We start from the raw sequence: 16,322 nt of genomic DNA, 5'->3' as shown, positions 1-16,322 counted from the left end.
CCATAGCAAGAGTGAACCACCTGATCCCTTCCCGAACTCAGAAGTGAAACCTCTTAGCGCTGATGGTAGTGTGGGGTTACCCATGTGAGAGTAAGTCATCGCCAGCTCATTATTCGAAACACCCCCTTCAATGCGAAGGGGGTGTTTTTTTATGCGCAGAAAAAGGGTAAGGTACGAAAATAAAGTGCTGGAAATCCAACGCTATAAATTTACATAAAACGATAAAATTATATTAACTGACGTCGTGCATGCTTTAATGCTGTTCTTAATCCTTCTTCTAACGTTGGATGATAGAAGGGTTTATTTAAAATTTCATGAATGCTTAGTTTTTCTGAAATCATCCAAGCTAATAAATGTGCCAAATGTTCAGCTTCCGCGCAGAATAGCTCAGCTCCTAATAGTTTATGGCTAATAGTATCCACATATACTTCGGCAGCCCCTTTATTTTTAGCAGCAACAATTGCACGACCTTGTTTTTCATAAGAAACGTAACCAATGACGAATTCTATGTTTTTATCTTGTAGATGCTTATAGCTTTGCCCAATGGTTGCCATTTGTGGTGTAGAAAATAAGATGCCTAGAGGTGTTAGCGTCTTTATGGATTTAATTTGTGGAAAGTTTAAACAGTTTTGTACTGCAAACTTACCCTCATGAGCTGCTTCGTGTTGAATAGGGGTATTGGTATGTGCATCACCGACAATAAAAATTGGATAATCAGCTAGTTGCTTTGTATCTGGGTTAATTGGCAAATTTTTAATATCTTTAAATTCTGCATTTATGAGTTCTAAACCTAAGGTATTTAATAATGTACGTCTGCCAGTTGCAACTAATACATAGTCAACTTGTATTGTCTTTTGTCCGTTTTCTTCAGTGTAGGTTAGATGAACTAGATCGCCTTCAACAGAGTAATGTTCAGGTAAAATTTCAAACTTTAGCTTTAACTCTTTACTTAATTCTTCCTGTGCGAGCTTTTGCAATATAGGGCTACTCAGTGAACCAATTTTTCGACTACGTGCAAAAACGGTTGTGTTTATATTAAGCCGTGTTAAAGCCTGAGCTAATTCCAAAGCGATCACGCCACTTCCAATAACTGCGACAGATTTAGGGAGTTGTTCTAATTCGAATATTTGATCGGATGTAATTAATTTGTCGCCTAATATTTGTTTTTGTTCAGTATCTATAGCAGGAGTAGTACCTACTGCAAGGATAAATGACTTGGCTTGATATGTTTGGTTATTTACTTGAATTGTATTTGAATCAATAAATTCAGCTTTACCTGAAATTTTATGTTGGCTTGGCCAATTTTCAACATCTTTTAACGTGGCTCGTGTAAAACGATTACGTAAGGTTTGAACATGTTGCATGACGCTAGAGGTATCAATTTCACTTTTGACATCTAGTCCTAAATTATCTGAATGTCCTATTTCGTACATACGATTTGCAGTAGAGATAAGTATTTTACTGGGCATACAACCTACGCGTGCACAGGTAGTATCCCAAGGCCCATCATTAATGATAAGAAGATTTTGTGTTTTTTTAATTGCTTCTTTATAGGCTGAAATGCCTGCTGTTCCTGCACCGATAATGATGATGTCGTACATTTGGATATGCTTCATTTCATGAGTTTAGATCTAATATATAAAAAAACCCTCAGTATAGAGGGTTTAATTGCATTTTTTTACACTTAAAATTTAATACCAGAAGGTAATGTTAAACTTGTACTTACAGTTCCTGCATTATTAGTAGATGAACCTTTGAATGTTATTCCATTAATAGCATGTTCAAAACTAAGACTACCACTTGTAGCTTGTTTAAATTTCAAAATGTTCGTCCCTGTTAATTTAATGCTTCCAGTAAATGTCTGGCTATTTAAACTAGAGGCTTCATTCTCAACTCGAGTCCCATCGATTGTTGTGATGCTAGGTAAAATTAGTTCTTGTTCACCTGAAGCTTTCACACGATAACTTGCTGAACTTGTGGTACCTGGTGTTGAGTTTAATACGAATGAAATTGGTTCTGCAAAAGGAATATTTGGGTTATCGTTAATTAATACATTAAATCCTGATCCAGATTGAATATTGTATAAATCTCCATCGAGAGAAGAGAGATCTTTGTAAATACTGATAGCACCTGTTGTTACTTCACGTTCAATATCATCACCAGTTTCTGGATCCGTAACTATTGCTGTTGTTGTAATTTTATAGTCGCTTGTATTGCCATTTATTAAAACAAACCTTTTTTGTTGAGTTTGTTGTATTCCCCAAGACTGTTGAAATGGATAAGCAAATGCACCAGTAATTGTTACATCATGGAAATTTTTATCTCCATTTTCATTTTCAAATACGTAAATGCGAGTATTGGATTCATATTCTTCTAAGTTTGGTGTCACTTCATCATGTTGTAATTTGATGTTTTTTAGATCATTAGCTGTAATATCGAAATCCCAGTTGTCATAACCCGGTAAGATATTTTTAATATCTTCGCCAATAAAAACATAACATGCTCTATAGTCAGTTTTACTTAAATAGAAACATTTATCTCTGTAGTGATAAGTATTTTTATATGAGTTTAAGTTTATTTTTCTAATATCTAAACTTAATTGTAATGGGCCTTGTGCAAATGTATCCATTGAATGATCAATATAGCCTTTTGCTGTTGATGCATCGTTAGGATCATAATTACCGAATAAATATTGCCCTTCACGTTTTAAAATATCTAACTGTGCTTTTGCTGTTTCAGTTGGAGTTGTTGTACCGCCATTGTTATTGTTTTGATTAGAAGAATCTGTTCCTTCGTTATTAAAATATCCATCACTACCGCCACCACCACAAGCTGTAAGTAAAGTGGCTAAAGTAAGTACAAGTGTCCCTTGAACGAATTTCATGAATTACCCCAAAATAGTTATTTATGTATAGAAAAAGTTATATTGCGTAAAGATACCAGACATAAAAAATGGCGCAAATAGCGCCATCTTTATATTCGTCATTTTATAGTGCAGTCCCGACACTTACACCAACAGTTGGACGTACATTCATAGAATTACACCCTGTTAGCAACAACGTTGTAAATAAAACGGTGAACATAAATTTAGTCATTGAGCAAACCTTGAGCCTGAGCTTGATTGAAAAGAGATGTCGAACGAGAGCCGCTACGACAAATCATCAAAATGGGTTTAGGGAGCTCATTATAATATTTGGCAAATTCTTTCACGTCTGTTTGAGAAATTTTACCGCTTTGCACAGGTTGATACACAACACTCACATGAGACTTTTCCGCAATGCGTCGTAACTGTAAAACAGTCACTTCATTGCCTGCCTCATTATCTGGTCGATTCACAATCACAGATTTAAATTTAAGTTGCTTGAGTAAACTTGAAAACTTATCTGTGGTCATTTGTCCAGAGACACTTAAATATGCATTTAAGGGCTGACTGCTATTATCAGCAAATGAGGGTGCCGAAAAGATGCACGTTGCGATCAATAAAGCTTTTTGAATGAAAGCCTTAGTCATCCAAAAGATCCATCTGTTTTGCTAGTTGATATAGGTTATTTGAACGGTTACCTGTACGGCAGAACATGAGTACTGGCTTTGGCAATTCATTAAAATGATTCGCAAAGTTACGGACATCTAGCTCAGAAATTTGACCCGCAACAACCGGTTGATGAACATAGTCTAAACCAGCGGTACGTGCTGCTTCTTCAATTTGAGCACTGGTTGGTTGCTCAGGACCACCTTCCATGTCAGGGCGGTTATTGATAATCGATTTAAAGCCTTTTTCAACCACTTGCGCTACATGTTCTGGGCCGATTTGACCTGCAAAACCAACATTTTCGCTCATTGAGTCACTCCATAATTTAATTCATAGATTTATGCTTTATGATAGCATTAAGCACAAACTTGAGCAGAATGTTCTTAAATTTTTATAAGCGATTGCAACCATAAAATAACGCAATGGAGCGCGTATGCACGCCTATACAGTCGAACCACTGTATGTCAAAAGCGGACAAGATGTTATAGCTGCTGACTTTTATCGTCCAAAATCTGTTGAAAAACCTGCAGTCATTCTCATGGCACATGGTTTGGCGGCATTACGCCAGTTTAAATTAGTGCAATATGCCAAGCGCTTTGTGCAAGCGGGCTATGCTGTCGTGTTGTTTGATTATCGCTATTGGGGTGGCAGTACAGGGCGTCCGAGAGAGTTGGTGAACCTTAAAGCTCAACTTGAAGATTGGCGGACCATGATCGATCATTTACAGCAGCGTAAATCGATTGATTCGAGACGCATTGTATTATGGGGAACATCGCTGAGTGGTGGCTATGTGCTTAGTTTGGCGGCAGAGCTTAAAAATATTAAAGCGGTAATGGTACAAGTACCATTTGTCGACGGCGCTGAAAGTGCAAAATTGTATCCCTTACAGCAATTACCCAAAGCGTTAAAATTATCGAGTCAGGACTATATGGGGTCTAAAGTTGGGATGAGTCCAACGACTTTACCCGTAGTTCATCCACATCGATTGTGTTTTTTACAGTCTGAAGATAGTTATGCGGGCTACTTATCGATTGTAAATCCTGATTTTTATTGGAGTGGCGAAATTCCGGCTCGGACCTTTTTTAAGTTAATCCGTTATCGCCCAATATTGGATGTCCGTAAAATTAGCATACCAGTACTTTTTATTGCGGCAAAAGAAGATAGTTTGATTCCCATCGAATCAAGCCGAGAAACTGCGACCAATATTGCACCGTATGTGCAATATTATGAGTGGGAAATGCAACATTTTGATATTTATCATGGGCAATGGTTTGAAAAAGCCATGGCAACCCAATTAGAATTTTTACATCAACATGTTGGAGTCAGCTAAATGATCGTTGTGTGTCCTGAATGTGGTGCAAAAAACCGTGTACCTGAAGAAAAACTCGAAGTTGGACCTGCATGTGGTCAATGTCATCAAGCATTGATTCCATTGGCTCCCATCGAGTTGAATGAAAAGAACTTTGCAAATTTTATTAGCAATAGTGATTTACCTGTGCTGATTGATTTATGGGCTGAATGGTGTGGACCATGTAAGATGATGGCGCCACACTTTGCACAAGTTGCAAAATCTAATCCGAAGGTGGTTTTTGCCAAAATTGATACCGAAGCAAACCCTCGATTGAGCGGTGCATTTAATGTTCGTAGTATTCCTACACTGGTTTTGATGAATAAAACCAACGAAATTGCTAGAATAAGCGGTGCAATGCGTGCTGGTGAGTTACAACAATGGCTCAACCAGCAGTTAAATTTACCTCAATAAATGTCAGCGCCAGGAGCTAAAGTGTCAGAAACTCATGTAAAACCTGAAGGAACGCTTTCCCTACAAACCATCGCGATGCCTGCAGACACCAACTGGAGTGGTGATGTTTTCGGTGGTTGGATCGTGTCACAAATGGACTTGGCCGGTGCAATTCACGCAGAGCGTTTCAGTCAAGGACGCTGTGCAACGATTTCAATTAACCAAATGACCTTCCTCGTTCCAGTGAAAGTCGGGGATGTCATCAGTGTATATACCAAAATTTTAAAAGTGGGTAATACCTCTATCCAAATGCAGATTGAAGTTTGGGATAGTCACGACAGTTCACGTGATCCAATTCGCGTAACCGAAGGTGTGTTTACATTTGTCGCTGTGGATGTGAAAGGTGCTAAGCGTCAAATTCCTGCGGATGCAAAAGCTAAATTTGCTGCAGATCAAGCTTAATTAAAGTTAGACGCAAAAAAAAAGCCGCTCAATCGAGTGGCTTTTTTATGAATAGTGACTGAGAAATTAGAACATCGTGTTTGAGTTGGCACTGGTTTCAGGAATGCTTTGTTGCACATCCCAATGTTCGACGATCTTGCCATTTTCAACACGGAAGATATCAATAATCGCTTCTCCACGGTCTTGATTATTCTGCGTAGAGTGCACATGTAAATAGACCAAATCACCTTCGGCAGCGGCACGTTTGATCTGGTTTTTTGCTTCAGGATTTTGTTTAAAATACTGGATGAAATAATCGACAAAAGGCGCTTTGCCATCAGGTACATGCGGATTATGTTGAATATATTGATTGCCAATATATCGGTCAGCATATGTCTTAACCTGATGTTTAAGAAAGACACCTTCATAAAAATCAATCACGATTTTCTTATTTTCCGCTGCTTGGCTGGTTTTAATATTGCTTTCAGCCGCTTGATTTGGAGTCGTTGGCGTTGCAGGAATAGTACTTTGACATGCAGTTAAAAACACCACCAGGCTGATGAGTGAAAGGGGAATGATTTTTTTCATAAAGTGCTCAATATATTTGTGTCGTGCAAGCATATTGAGCGGAATTACGGCGTATAAATAGTAAAAAACAGTCTTGATTTTGCTGAAATTTGGTAAAACTTATACTTACCTAAAAGTAAGTTTTATTTACATTTATTTATTTTTCAGAGCGGATTTTGCCACCCACGCCCAAAGCATTTCACATTGAATCGGTGCTTCACCAGATTCATCGGTGACTAAGACCTGTACTAAGGTTTCACCTTTTTCTGTACTTTGCATTTGTCGTTGCTGTTCGGGTGTAAGCGTTGCGATGGCTGTCATCCCACCTTGGGTTGGACGCTTAAAATCAACTTTGAAGCTTTTAATCAGGACAATGGCGCTATCAGGGACGTTCATTGCTGTGACAAAACCTGTGGCTGTTTCTGCGATCAGCGCCATGGCACAGGCATGTACTTGCCCGATATGGTTTTGCATCGCCTTATGATTGGCGATGCTCACCTCAACACGCTCAGGGCTGACATGTTGATATTGGATTTTAGCCGTTCCAACCATGGGCACGACACGACCAAAAGCTCGACTGAGCAAACGACTTTGAATACCTTTGGGTAATTTAGAGCTTGCTTTGACCAGTTTATTTAGACGATTTGGACGTGCCATATTGACCTCAATGGCAGTTGTGCTGCCTTAATCTTTAAAGTTGTTAAATTGAAGCGGCACACCAAACTGTTGCTCTTTTAAGAACGCCATCACTTGTTGCAAAGTGTCACGTTTCTTGTCAGTCACACGAATTTTGTCGCCTTGAATAGAAGATTGCACTTTAATGCCGCTTTCTTTAATGGCTTTATTGATTTTTTTTGCAGTATCAGAGTCAAGACCGTCTTTTAGTTTGATCACTTGAATGACGTTTTTACCAGAAGCGGTCATTTTTTGTGGATCGAGCGCTTGAATGTCGACTTTACGTTTGAAGAAATGATTTTCGAGCATGGTATACACTTGCTCACATTGGAAATCGCTTTCTGTTGAGATTTTGATTTCCTTATTTTTCTCATTTAACTCAATTGAAACGTCTTGACCACGGAAGTCAAAACGCGTCGCAATTTCTTTTTGCGTGTTTTGAACTGCATGATTTACTTCAAAAACTTCTAATTCCGAAACAATATCAAAAGAAGGCATAGATTAGACCTTTACAAAGGGAAAGAATATCTGAGATGCTAGGGATGTTTTCTTCATTTGCCAAGTGTTGTTTACATCAAAAGGAGTGTGCAATGATCCGTAAACAAGAAATTACAACATTTGAGTTCCCAGAAGACTCGATTATCTGGGATGTTCGCGATGCAAGTGCTTATGCTGAAGCACATGTGAAAGGTGCGGTTAACCGACCGATCACCGCATTGTCATCAGATGCACTGACTCAGGTGTCAACGGATCAACCCATTTACATTTTATGTGGTGGCGGAAGTAAAGCTCCACGTGCAGCAGAGTTACTAGAGGGTTTTGACAGCTCACGTGAATATGTAATCTTAATGGGCGGCACGCGTGCTGCTCGTGATGCCGGTCTTCCTTTGGAACAAGGGAAATAAGATCGAATCAAAAAAAGCGCCGAAAGGCGCTTTTTTATTGCAAGTTATTTTTCTTGAGGTGGAGATGACGGCATCTGACCTTGAAAATAAGGCTTCTTGGTTTTTTGTTTCGCTTTAGCGCGTCGTATAAAACGTGCTGCATGAATTTTATCGAGTAGCTGTGTTGGAATAGGGCAGGCTTCTTTTAAGACCAGCGCGGCAATGATTTCACTACAGAGCGGGGCATACAGGAAACCTTTAGAACCGAGTCCACTACAGCTATAAATTTGCTGATCTTCATGGACTGCACCAATTACAGGGAAAAAGTCTTTTGTCTGTGCGCGAATTGCGGCACGTCCTTGCCATTGCTTAATCGGTGCTAAGGTTTTGGCAAAGTCGGGGAACACACTGTGGATAAGTTCATAGTTATGCACATGATCTTCTGTGAGAACGTCGGTGTCATCACGGCCGGGATAAAATGACGCGCCCATAATCATCTGTTCGGCATCCAGTTGCATGCAATAGCCTCCATAACTATAGGCGGTATGCATATCCATCTGTTGAGCGGGATTGTTCAACCAACTGACTTGTCCACGAATGGCACGCAGCTCTGGATAATCTGTTTGTAGCTGCATACTGTCACGTGCTGCACAGAGAATGACATGCTCGGCAGATGGAAGCTGCTGATCCACTGTAAATAGCGCAACGCCATTTTGTTGCTGTTCAATGCGTTGAATATCTGCTTGTAACAATTCAATGTGTGGATGCGCCAAGATTTGGTCACGAAGCTGATGAGGACTGACCGCGCCTGCTTGTTTTAAGAGCAGGGTTGGAAATGTTGAGGCTAATTGATTTTGCGTGCCTTCTTCAGCAGATAACACCTCTGAAGGATAAGCTTGAGCTAAATCAAGGTATTCTGCTTTATTTTTTAAAATAGATTGGTGAATCTGTAAGGGCCGAAATGCCTTGAAGTTTTGATAATGCTTGAGCGCATATAACCAACTTAGGGTCATTAGATGTTCAGCGCTTTGTTCAATTGGACAGAGTTTAGGGTTGAGTAGGGCAAGAGGATTACCCGACCCACCGCTGAGTGGTGCTGATTTCTCGTAAATACGCACTTGATGCCCACGTTGAGCAAATGCCCACGCACAGCTTAAACCAGCGATGCCAGCGCCAATAATCGCGATTTGACGGGGCTTATGTCCTAGAGCGATTTCAGGATTTTTTTTTTCGTCTAAAGTGGGTATGTCCGCAACTTTGGATTGATCATCTGAACTTTCAGGTGAGAGCCAAAAGGCTTTGAGCATTTCACGTTTATGTGCAAAGCCACGTGGTCGTGTAATAGTAATGCCATGTTCACGTAAGCCGCGTTTGAGTACACCGGCCACACTAAATGAGGCGAAGGTCGTCCCAATGTCCGATAGACGCACGATATTTTTGAGTACGTTTTCTTCCCACATGTCAGGATTACAGGCAGGTGCAAAACCGTCCAAGAACCATGCATTGACTGTAGCAGTTTTTGCCATGACCGGAAAAACGTCGTGTGCATCGCCTAACCAAAGATCAATCGAAAAACGTTCTTCTGGAAAATTGAGTCGATGACATCCCGCAATAGGTTTAGGATATTGCGCAATCAGTTGCTGTGCCAAAGGCTGTAATTCAGGCCATGCATTTAATGCACGAATGAGATCTGCTTTAGATAAAGGGAATTTTTCTACAGAAATAGCATGTAGATGACTGTGATTATTTGGACGAACCTGTTGCCATAATTGCCACAGGGCCAAAATATTTAAGCCTGTACCAAAACCTGTTTCGCCGACACTGAAATATTCAAAATCAGTCAGTGCCGCAAGGCGAGTGCCGAGGTCATTCCCTTTTAAAAACACATGACGTGTTTCGAGCAGGCCGTTGTCCTTCGAAAAATACACATCACCAAACTGTTTAGACACTGGAATATCAATGCCATCGATCATTTGCCAATCGAGATCGGCAGTCTGAATTGCACCTGACAAAACTCAAGCAACCTTTAAATTGAAGTAGAAAAAAGAATTACCATTGACGACGACGTTTGGTATAGACGTAACTGGCCAACAAGAAACCTAAAATCACGCCAACACCAAGCGTGGTGCCACCATATAAAAACATCTGCGCGCTACGTTCACTTTGCAGCACTTGTACTTGTACGCCCAAGCTATCATTTTTAAGTTGTAATTCTTGGTTTTGCGCCAAAGCTTCAAGGTTAGCTTTTTCTAACTGTTGTAAGCGTACAGATTGGTCTTTGACCATCGCTTTAACTTTGGCATCTTGCAGCGCTTTATTTTTTGCCAATTGCTCAATGGTCAATGGGTTTGCATCTTGAGGTTGACCATTGGGATTGACGGTTGCCGCCACTTTAATGATGCCCGGTTTATTGGCAGGAATAGTATGCGGCACAGGATTGGGAGGAGGTGTTGCAGTCGTTGCTTGAGCAGCAGGGGCTACAGCAGGTGCAGGAGCCGGTTCTTCAGCCCATGCAGTTGAACAAATTAAAGATAAGCCCAGTAAACTAGAAACAACGACGCGCATGAACCTTATCCTTTAGGAAATGCTTTGTTAAATGGTTTGACATCAATTTGGCCATAAACCCCTTCTTTGAGGAAAGGTTCATCTGCCAACCATTGGTCTAGGGCTTCACGACTATCAAAATCGACAATGATCGTACTGCCATAAAAACCAGCTTGCGGGTTTGCCGGATCTTTAGGCATCGCACCTGCAACAATCAGACGACCTTCATCATCAAGTTTTTGTAGACGTTCAAGATGTTGAGGACGAACCGCAAGGCGCTTTTCCACTGTACCTTCATTATCTGTACAGCTTACGACGAATAATGGCATGACTTTTCCTGATTTTTGACCGAATGGATTATTCTGAGGTCTTAAAGTATTTACGTAATACAATAAACTGAATAATGATAAAGGAAAACATCACGATCATGTCACCAAAAGCAGTGAATTCACCCCAATATTTTCCGTCTGCAAACAAATAAGCGAAAAAGGTGTGTAAACATGACATCACCACGAACATTGCAGCCCATGCATAGTTCAATCGTTTCCAACCGACAGCGGTTAAATTTAAGACTGGACCAAATAAACGTTCGATGAGTGGTTTCTTATCTTTACTAAATAGTGGTGAAAGTAAAAACGCCCCTGCGAAAACTAAGTTCAGTAAAACGGCTTTTAAACGAATATAAAAATCATCGCTTAGCATCAGGGTAATACCACCAAATATCACGGTCATAAACAACACAATCCATTGTTGTTTATCTAGACGGAATTTTTGCATGACAAACAATGCACCATAAACCACCAGCATGGAAATGATGAGACCTGATGTTGCCACAAGAATGTTATTGTTATCGACACCCCCAGCAGAACCAATCAATTGTAATAATGGGTGCTGCGTATCGTTTGGATCTACAGTTTTATATAAATAAAAGAAAATAATGAGTGGCACAAAGTCTAAAAGTGCTTTCATGTTAGAGTATCTAAATCTGATCAAATAAATGACATAGTATAGAGATGCAAGGCGTAGATTTACATACACACAGTAATATTTCTGATGGTACTTTGTCACCAGAGGCTTTGGTGCAGGCCGCAAGTGCTATTGGAATTCATACGCTGGCTTTGACTGATCACGATACGATGGACGGATTGTTGGCAGCAGAGCAAGTCGCTCATGAATTAAAGCTGCAATTAATCTCTGGCGTGGAGATTTCTAGCCAGTGGTCGAGACCTGCGACCAAAAAAAGTTATGGTGTGCATATCGTTGCTTTAAATATGCAAAATCCTGCACCCTTACAAGCCTTATTGATGGATCAAAAGCGTATTCGAGCGGAACGTGCTCGGCAGATTTGTGACTTATTGATACCGTTAATTGGTCAAGATATTTATAGCGATGTGATTGCCAAAGTCGACCATATTCCAGATCGGGTAACACGCACGCATATTGCCAAAACTTTGGTGGAAAAGGGTGTGGTTGCGCGTCCACAACAAGCTTTTGATAAATATATTAAAGAAGGCAAAAAAGCTTTTGTAAAATTTGAAGGTCCGAGTCTTGCTGAAACCATTGAGGTGATTCATGCCAGTGGTGGCTTTGCAGTGTTGGCGCATCCGACACGTTATGATTTATCTGCGACCAATATTCGTTATTTGATTGAAATCTTTGCTGAAGCGGGCGGTGATGCAGTGGAATTACCACCGGCAATTGAGCCATTATCAACTCGTCAAATGGTAGATCGCATGATTGCTGCCTTTAACTTGAAAGTTTCTGTTGGCAGTGATTTTCATGGTGACAATATGCCGTGGATTAAACTCGGCAATATTCCTCGAGTGAAAGAGGGGCAAGTTGGAATCTGGGAGAGCTTTGTTTAATGCCTTACGCGATGATTGCTCTCACTTACATATCTTTGATATACGAAAAATGTACGGCAAGGCTATGTAAGCGAGGGTTTAGACGCACTGATCAATTAAAGTAAATTATGATCTTTGGCTTGAATCGGTGGTGGGGTGGGTTTTCCTAGAGTTCCTAGAAGTTCAATTTCAATAGTTCGTACCATCGAGTCCAATGGAAGGTCATTACTCTGTGTGCCGAAGGGCTCTTCAATCTCTGAACTCAGTGCATCTAAGCCTAAAAAAGTATAAGCCAAAATTCCGACCAAAAGGGGGGTCGCAAGACCTAAAGTAGAACCCAAGCTAAAGGGTAAGACAAAACAGAAAAAATAAACAGTTCGATTCAGCAAGACCGAATAAGCAAACGGTAATGGCGTAGTGGCAATACGGTCACAGCCGGTTTGTACGGTGCTGAGCTCCATCACATGCTGATTCATCTGGGTATAAATAATATCTGAAATTTCACCATCTTTAAGCGCTTGCATCAGCTCCCATTGAATCAAACTCAACGTGTACTGCGGTGCATTGGCTTGTTGGTATAGTTGGGTGATGGCATTCGCGCTCATGCCGCTGGTTTCAACCAGTTCTGTGGGATTGGCAGTTTGATGGCGGAGTCGGTCACGTAAAACGTTGGCAAAGACGATCACATGTTGAATCACACGTTCACGACGGCCTTGACTGAGTAAACGGCAGTCACGGTCAAAATGTCGCGCGTTGGCAATCAAAATGCCCCATAAACGCCGAGCTTCCCACCAACGGTCATAGCAGGCTGAGTTTTTAAAGCCCAAGAAAATCGACAGCACAACACCGATCAGGGTAAAGCCGACCAAAGGAAATTCGGTAAAATGGAAGATATCGACATAGGATAAGCCGCCCACAATGGCAGACAGCAACATAACGATCCCGAGCGGCGGTAAAACCTTAGGTAAAATCGTTCCTCGCCAAGAAAATAGCAGTTTAAAAATACTCGGTTGGTCACGGACGATCATGTTCGAATGATAATTTCTAGTTTTAAAAAATTATGATGATCTTCGGGTTTGCTCAAGCACTTGTCAATAACTGTTTCACGCAGATGAGTGTGCTTGGAGCAAGCCATGTTCAGCAAAGGAAAAGCTCCCTTCTGTTGAGATAATACAATGATCGATCAGTCGAATTTCCACCAGCTGACAAGCCTGCTGAATGAGTCGAGTCAATTCAAGATCGGCAGCAGAAGGTTCTGCACGACCGAAAGGATGATTATGTGCAATGACAATACTGCTGGCATGTTCAGAAATGACATAACGCAGCAGTTGATTGATGGAAATTTCACAGGTATTGAGGCTGCCATAAAAAAGTTTTTTAAAGTTTATTTTTCTTAAATGCGCATCTAGACAAAGCACGCCAAAGACTTCTTGACGTTCCGATAAAAATTCAAAGCGAAGAAAGTTTTGCAATTGTTCAGAATGTTGCAAGTGTAAGGCTTCATTTTGAAAATGTTGACTCACATAGCGTTTACCGAGTTCTTTTACCGCCATGAGCTGCGCATATTTACTGTTTCCAATGCCATGAAACTGGCGTAAATCCTCAAGTGAAGCATCCATCAGCGCTTGCAACTGACCAAAATGTTGGATCAGGAGTCGTGCGAGTTCGACAGCAGAGTGCTGCTGGGAACCAGAGCGTAGGAAAATAGCCAGTAGTTCAGCATCGGATAAACTTTGTGCGCCTTGATGAATCAGGCGCTCACGTGGGCGCTCTTGTTCAGGCCAATTTTTAATTGAATTATTCATTATTCTTAGACTTTTTTATTATCAGTCAATCGGCTTTTTCACAGCAGATTGTTGGGTCAGTGCATATTTAATGCTATTGTGAGCGCCACTGCAACAGATAGGTAGCCTGTTCGTGAGCTTTGATTTAAGTGTAATGCCCACAAAAAATATTCTTTTAGGTGTCACTGGTGGTATCGCAGCCTATAAAAGTGCCATTCTTGTCCGTCGGTTAAAAGATGCCGGATTTGATGTGCGCGTGGTGATGACTCAAGGTGCGCAAGCCTTTGTGACCCCGCTAACGTTTCAGGCGCTTTCAGGCAACCCTGTGCATACCGAATTACTCAATCCCGAAGCAGAAGCGGGCATGGGGCATATTGAATTGGCACGTTGGGCTGATTTGGTATTGGTTGCTCCTGCAAGTTGTGACACGCTGGCAAAATTTGCGGCGGGTTTAGCAGATGACCTTCTTTCGACACTTTATCTTGCGACTAAAGCACCCGTCTGGGTTGCCCCTGCGATGAATCAGCAAATGTGGGCAGCCAAAGCGACACAGCGTAATTTAAATACACTGGTTGAAGATGGCGTACATGTGATCATGCCCGATGCCGGTTCTCAAGCCTGTGGAGATGTGGGCTTAGGACGTATGCCTGAGCCAGAAGATTTAGCGGATCAAGTGACGGCCTATTTTCATCAAGCACAGCGAGCTATTGCTGAAAAATTTGGCATGCTTGCCGGTAAACATGTAGCGATTACAGCAGGTCCAACACGCGAGTCGATAGATCCTGTTCGTTATATTTCCAACCACAGCACAGGGAAAATGGGTTTTGCACTGGCAGCGGCTTGTTATGCAGCTGGGGCTAAAGTAACGCTGATCGCAGGACCCGTCAGTTTAGATACACCAAATGGTGTACGACGGATTAATGTGCAGTCTGCAATTAAAATGTTAGAGACTAGTCTGCAAATGTTAGATGAAGGCTGTGATATTTTTATCGCAACAGCGGCTGTTGCGGATTATCGCGTGGCAGAAGTTGCAGAGCATAAAATCAAAAAAGCTGGCGATGAACTCAATGTGGCTTTAATTAAAAATCCAGATATCGTTGCAACGATTGCGCAGCAGTCAAAACGTCCATTTATGGTGGGATTTGCCGCCGAGACACGCAATGTCGAAGAGTATGCTGCAGGCAAACTTGTGGCGAAAAAACTCGATATGATTGCGTGCAATGATGTCTCACGTAAAGACATTGGCTTTGCTTCAGACGAAAATGCCATGACCGTGTTCTTCGCCGATCAATATCAAATGGAAAAGCGTGATTTAGAGAAAGCGTCAAAACAAGAAATTGCACAGCAATTGGTGGAAGCCATACATGATGCGCTACATCATGAGCCTGAAACGGACGATGAATAATTTCAGTTGATTCCTCAAAATCCCCGCAATGTTCGGGGATTTTTTATGGCGCTTTTTAGATGTTTTGTTTAAGGCTCGTTATTGAAGATATCACAGGGGGACCGGTTTCATATTGAAAATTTGACGGCTAGGAAACTATTACCAAAATGGTCATTTTCAACAAAAATATGTCAGCAATAGACCAAGGCTGTCAGTGTTTTAAAACAGCAAAAATGCAATTTAAGTGATTGATATCAAAATTAAATATAAAATTGAGAAATCTTGATAATTTGGCTTGTACTGTGTGTTTTATTGGCTATTATGAAGCAAACAATGAGGAATGTTTGGATCGCAATCTGTGAACGGTCTGACTTTTTCATCAAGAATAAATGCATCATGGGGGATGCAATATGTTTCGATGGCTCACCATTTTTTTACTGTTGAGTTTGGCTGGTTGTAGCTATTTTGTCTCGACAGATGAATTATCTCGGCAGATTGAGCAGCAGATGCAACACGAGTTTGATCAGAATCCAGATTATCGGCAGTACCATTTACGGATTCAAAATATAAAAGTATTAGAGCGTAAGGGATTAAGCTTTAAGGCTCAGGCGACGTTGCAATACGATGGTCAGCCTTATACTGTTTTGGTCGATATTTACAAAGACCTGCAAGGCTATGCATGGAAAATAGATGAAGAACAATTTGCCTTCATTGACGAAGCTGAAATTGCAAAGTATCAGGCGCAGTTAGATCAAGAGTTGAATCATTTGGTTGAGGAATTGGAACAACCAACCGAGGAGGTTGAACCTGTTACATCGGCGCCTGAGAGCTATGTGGGTTTACGTGAGGAAGAAGATCCATCCGATTATCAATGGACCGATGATGATGAGCCTTTTCCTAAAGGGAACATTACGATCAATAGTCATTGA

The 16,322-nt window shown here is 41.0% G+C and carries 20 protein-coding genes and 1 rRNA gene; 8 read left to right on the top strand and 13 right to left on the bottom strand.

Annotation, left to right across the window (positions count from 1 at the left end):
- A 5S ribosomal RNA gene (gene rrf, locus FTT76_RS10265) occupies positions 1–107 on the top strand; the annotation flags it as partial.
- A 120-nt stretch (positions 108–227) separates the two neighbouring features.
- On the opposite strand, the gene FTT76_RS10260 is transcribed toward rrf, so the two are convergent.
- From FTT76_RS10260 to FTT76_RS10245, 4 genes are all read right to left on the bottom strand, one after another.
- Entirely contained in the window at positions 228–1,601 is a 1,374-nt protein-coding gene (locus tag FTT76_RS10260; RefSeq protein WP_180190471.1) for a dihydrolipoyl dehydrogenase, read from the bottom strand.
- Positions 1,602–1,684: 83 nt separating this feature from the next.
- Positions 1,685–2,884: a hypothetical protein gene (locus FTT76_RS10255; protein WP_180164927.1), complete on the bottom strand. Its 1,200-nt coding sequence runs from the start codon at positions 2,882–2,884 to the stop codon at positions 1,685–1,687.
- A gap of 203 nt (positions 2,885–3,087) precedes the next feature.
- A complete protein-coding gene (locus FTT76_RS10250; protein WP_180190470.1) occupies positions 3,088–3,510 on the bottom strand; it encodes a beta-lactamase hydrolase domain-containing protein in 423 nt (140 codons plus the stop codon).
- Positions 3,503–3,838, bottom strand: a complete 336-nt coding sequence (locus tag FTT76_RS10245) for a TIGR01244 family sulfur transferase (RefSeq protein ID WP_111885430.1) — start codon at positions 3,836–3,838, stop codon at positions 3,503–3,505. The genes FTT76_RS10250 and FTT76_RS10245 overlap by 8 nt, the downstream gene beginning before the upstream one ends.
- Before the next feature lie 124 nt (positions 3,839–3,962).
- Here FTT76_RS10245 and FTT76_RS10240 point away from each other — a divergent pair, with 124 nt between their 5' ends.
- The 3 genes from FTT76_RS10240 to FTT76_RS10230 are packed head-to-tail and all read left to right on the top strand — an operon-like array spanning position 3,963 to position 5,732.
- On the top strand, positions 3,963–4,859 hold the full coding sequence (locus FTT76_RS10240; RefSeq protein ID WP_180190469.1) for an alpha/beta hydrolase: 897 nt from the start codon (positions 3,963–3,965) through the stop codon (positions 4,857–4,859).
- On the top strand, positions 4,860–5,291 hold the full coding sequence (gene trxC, locus FTT76_RS10235) for a thioredoxin TrxC (protein WP_078191319.1): 432 nt from the start codon (positions 4,860–4,862) through the stop codon (positions 5,289–5,291).
- 21 nt (positions 5,292–5,312) lie between these two features.
- Positions 5,313–5,732 (top strand): acyl-CoA thioesterase, encoded by a 420-nt coding sequence (locus FTT76_RS10230; RefSeq protein ID WP_078191328.1) that lies wholly within the window; start codon positions 5,313–5,315, stop codon positions 5,730–5,732.
- 66 nt (positions 5,733–5,798) lie between these two features.
- Here the strand turns inward: FTT76_RS10230 and FTT76_RS10225 are convergent, their stop codons facing one another.
- From FTT76_RS10225 to FTT76_RS10215, 3 genes are all read right to left on the bottom strand, one after another.
- Positions 5,799–6,299, bottom strand: a complete 501-nt coding sequence (locus FTT76_RS10225) for an ester cyclase (protein ID WP_180190468.1) — start codon at positions 6,297–6,299, stop codon at positions 5,799–5,801.
- A 132-nt stretch (positions 6,300–6,431) separates the two neighbouring features.
- Positions 6,432–6,935, bottom strand: a complete 504-nt coding sequence (locus tag FTT76_RS10220; protein WP_180059452.1) for a DUF4442 domain-containing protein — start codon at positions 6,933–6,935, stop codon at positions 6,432–6,434.
- Between the two features lie 27 nt (positions 6,936–6,962).
- Positions 6,963–7,451 carry a YajQ family cyclic di-GMP-binding protein gene (locus tag FTT76_RS10215; protein ID WP_078194203.1) on the bottom strand — a complete coding sequence of 163 codons (489 nt, stop codon included), beginning with the start codon at positions 7,449–7,451 and terminating at the stop codon, positions 6,963–6,965.
- A 92-nt stretch (positions 7,452–7,543) separates the two neighbouring features.
- Here FTT76_RS10215 and FTT76_RS10210 point away from each other — a divergent pair, with 92 nt between their 5' ends.
- Positions 7,544–7,858, top strand: a complete 315-nt coding sequence (locus tag FTT76_RS10210; RefSeq protein ID WP_180190467.1) for a rhodanese-like domain-containing protein — start codon at positions 7,544–7,546, stop codon at positions 7,856–7,858.
- Positions 7,859–7,902: 44 nt separating this feature from the next.
- Here FTT76_RS10210 and mnmC read toward each other — a convergent pair whose 3' ends face one another.
- The 4 genes from mnmC to FTT76_RS10190 are packed head-to-tail and all read right to left on the bottom strand — an operon-like array spanning position 7,903 to position 11,350.
- The gene (gene mnmC, locus FTT76_RS10205) at positions 7,903–9,849 is read right to left on the bottom strand and encodes an FAD-dependent 5-carboxymethylaminomethyl-2-thiouridine(34) oxidoreductase MnmC (protein WP_180190466.1); all 1,947 of its coding nucleotides are present in this window, start codon (positions 9,847–9,849) and stop codon (positions 7,903–7,905) included.
- A gap of 37 nt (positions 9,850–9,886) precedes the next feature.
- Positions 9,887–10,402, bottom strand: coding sequence for a hypothetical protein (locus FTT76_RS10200; protein ID WP_078191313.1), 516 nt, complete (start codon positions 10,400–10,402; stop codon positions 9,887–9,889).
- Between the two features lie 5 nt (positions 10,403–10,407).
- Entirely contained in the window at positions 10,408–10,710 is a 303-nt protein-coding gene (locus FTT76_RS10195; protein ID WP_078191312.1) for a YciI family protein, read from the bottom strand.
- Positions 10,711–10,738: 28 nt separating this feature from the next.
- Positions 10,739–11,350: an inner membrane-spanning protein YciB gene (locus FTT76_RS10190; protein WP_180190465.1), complete on the bottom strand. Its 612-nt coding sequence runs from the start codon at positions 11,348–11,350 to the stop codon at positions 10,739–10,741.
- A gap of 44 nt (positions 11,351–11,394) precedes the next feature.
- Here FTT76_RS10190 and FTT76_RS10185 point away from each other — a divergent pair, with 44 nt between their 5' ends.
- Entirely contained in the window at positions 11,395–12,246 is an 852-nt protein-coding gene (locus FTT76_RS10185; RefSeq protein ID WP_180094844.1) for a PHP domain-containing protein, read from the top strand.
- Positions 12,247–12,341: 95 nt separating this feature from the next.
- On the opposite strand, the gene FTT76_RS10180 is transcribed toward FTT76_RS10185, so the two are convergent.
- The gene (locus FTT76_RS10180; protein ID WP_078191309.1) at positions 12,342–13,253 is read right to left on the bottom strand and encodes a bestrophin family protein; all 912 of its coding nucleotides are present in this window, start codon (positions 13,251–13,253) and stop codon (positions 12,342–12,344) included.
- Between the two features lie 75 nt (positions 13,254–13,328).
- Positions 13,329–14,030 (bottom strand): DNA repair protein RadC, encoded by a 702-nt coding sequence (gene radC / locus FTT76_RS10175; RefSeq protein ID WP_168378714.1) that lies wholly within the window; start codon positions 14,028–14,030, stop codon positions 13,329–13,331.
- Positions 14,031–14,142: 112 nt separating this feature from the next.
- Between radC and coaBC the strand changes: the two genes are divergently transcribed.
- Together coaBC and FTT76_RS10165 are read left to right on the top strand one after the other, a co-directional pair.
- Positions 14,143–15,414, top strand: a complete 1,272-nt coding sequence (coaBC, locus tag FTT76_RS10170) for a bifunctional phosphopantothenoylcysteine decarboxylase/phosphopantothenate--cysteine ligase CoaBC (protein WP_078191307.1) — start codon at positions 14,143–14,145, stop codon at positions 15,412–15,414.
- Between the two features lie 389 nt (positions 15,415–15,803).
- Positions 15,804–16,322, top strand: a complete 519-nt coding sequence (locus FTT76_RS10165; protein ID WP_180065618.1) for an Asp-tRNA(Asn)/Glu-tRNA(Gln) amidotransferase subunit GatC — start codon at positions 15,804–15,806, stop codon at positions 16,320–16,322.

This window comes from Acinetobacter sp. YH01009 (genome assembly GCF_013420765.1).
In the GTDB taxonomy this organism is placed as follows: domain Bacteria; phylum Pseudomonadota; class Gammaproteobacteria; order Pseudomonadales; family Moraxellaceae; genus Acinetobacter; species Acinetobacter amyesii.
Note: the sequence above shows the minus strand (reverse complement) of the source record. Positions and strands in the feature narration are given on the sequence as shown.

What these genes read in the sequence shown, in the direction of transcription:
- FTT76_RS10215 (WP_078194203.1), bottom strand. Translation starts at nt 7,451, where the DNA reads ATGCCTTCTTTTGATATTGTTTCGGAATTAGAAGTTTTTGAAGTAAAT.
- FTT76_RS10245 (WP_111885430.1), bottom strand. Translation starts at nt 3,838, where the DNA reads ATGAGCGAAAATGTTGGTTTTGCAGGTCAAATCGGCCCAGAACATGTA.
- trxC (WP_078191319.1), top strand. Translation starts at nt 4,860, where the DNA reads ATGATCGTTGTGTGTCCTGAATGTGGTGCAAAAAACCGTGTACCTGAA.
- FTT76_RS10200 (WP_078191313.1), bottom strand. Translation starts at nt 10,402, where the DNA reads ATGCGCGTCGTTGTTTCTAGTTTACTGGGCTTATCTTTAATTTGTTCA.
- FTT76_RS10185 (WP_180094844.1), top strand. Translation starts at nt 11,395, where the DNA reads ATGCAAGGCGTAGATTTACATACACACAGTAATATTTCTGATGGTACT.
- FTT76_RS10180 (WP_078191309.1), bottom strand. Translation starts at nt 13,253, where the DNA reads ATGATCGTCCGTGACCAACCGAGTATTTTTAAACTGCTATTTTCTTGG.
- FTT76_RS10225 (WP_180190468.1), bottom strand. Translation starts at nt 6,299, where the DNA reads ATGAAAAAAATCATTCCCCTTTCACTCATCAGCCTGGTGGTGTTTTTA.
- FTT76_RS10250 (WP_180190470.1), bottom strand. Translation starts at nt 3,510, where the DNA reads ATGACTAAGGCTTTCATTCAAAAAGCTTTATTGATCGCAACGTGCATC.
- FTT76_RS10165 (WP_180065618.1), top strand. Translation starts at nt 15,804, where the DNA reads ATGTTTCGATGGCTCACCATTTTTTTACTGTTGAGTTTGGCTGGTTGT.
- FTT76_RS10240 (WP_180190469.1), top strand. Translation starts at nt 3,963, where the DNA reads ATGCACGCCTATACAGTCGAACCACTGTATGTCAAAAGCGGACAAGAT.
- FTT76_RS10190 (WP_180190465.1), bottom strand. Translation starts at nt 11,350, where the DNA reads ATGAAAGCACTTTTAGACTTTGTGCCACTCATTATTTTCTTTTATTTA.
- FTT76_RS10195 (WP_078191312.1), bottom strand. Translation starts at nt 10,710, where the DNA reads ATGCCATTATTCGTCGTAAGCTGTACAGATAATGAAGGTACAGTGGAA.
- FTT76_RS10255 (WP_180164927.1), bottom strand. Translation starts at nt 2,884, where the DNA reads ATGAAATTCGTTCAAGGGACACTTGTACTTACTTTAGCCACTTTACTT.
- FTT76_RS10220 (WP_180059452.1), bottom strand. Translation starts at nt 6,935, where the DNA reads ATGGCACGTCCAAATCGTCTAAATAAACTGGTCAAAGCAAGCTCTAAA.
- FTT76_RS10210 (WP_180190467.1), top strand. Translation starts at nt 7,544, where the DNA reads ATGATCCGTAAACAAGAAATTACAACATTTGAGTTCCCAGAAGACTCG.
- FTT76_RS10260 (WP_180190471.1), bottom strand. Translation starts at nt 1,601, where the DNA reads ATGTACGACATCATCATTATCGGTGCAGGAACAGCAGGCATTTCAGCC.
- radC (WP_168378714.1), bottom strand. Translation starts at nt 14,030, where the DNA reads ATGAATAATTCAATTAAAAATTGGCCTGAACAAGAGCGCCCACGTGAG.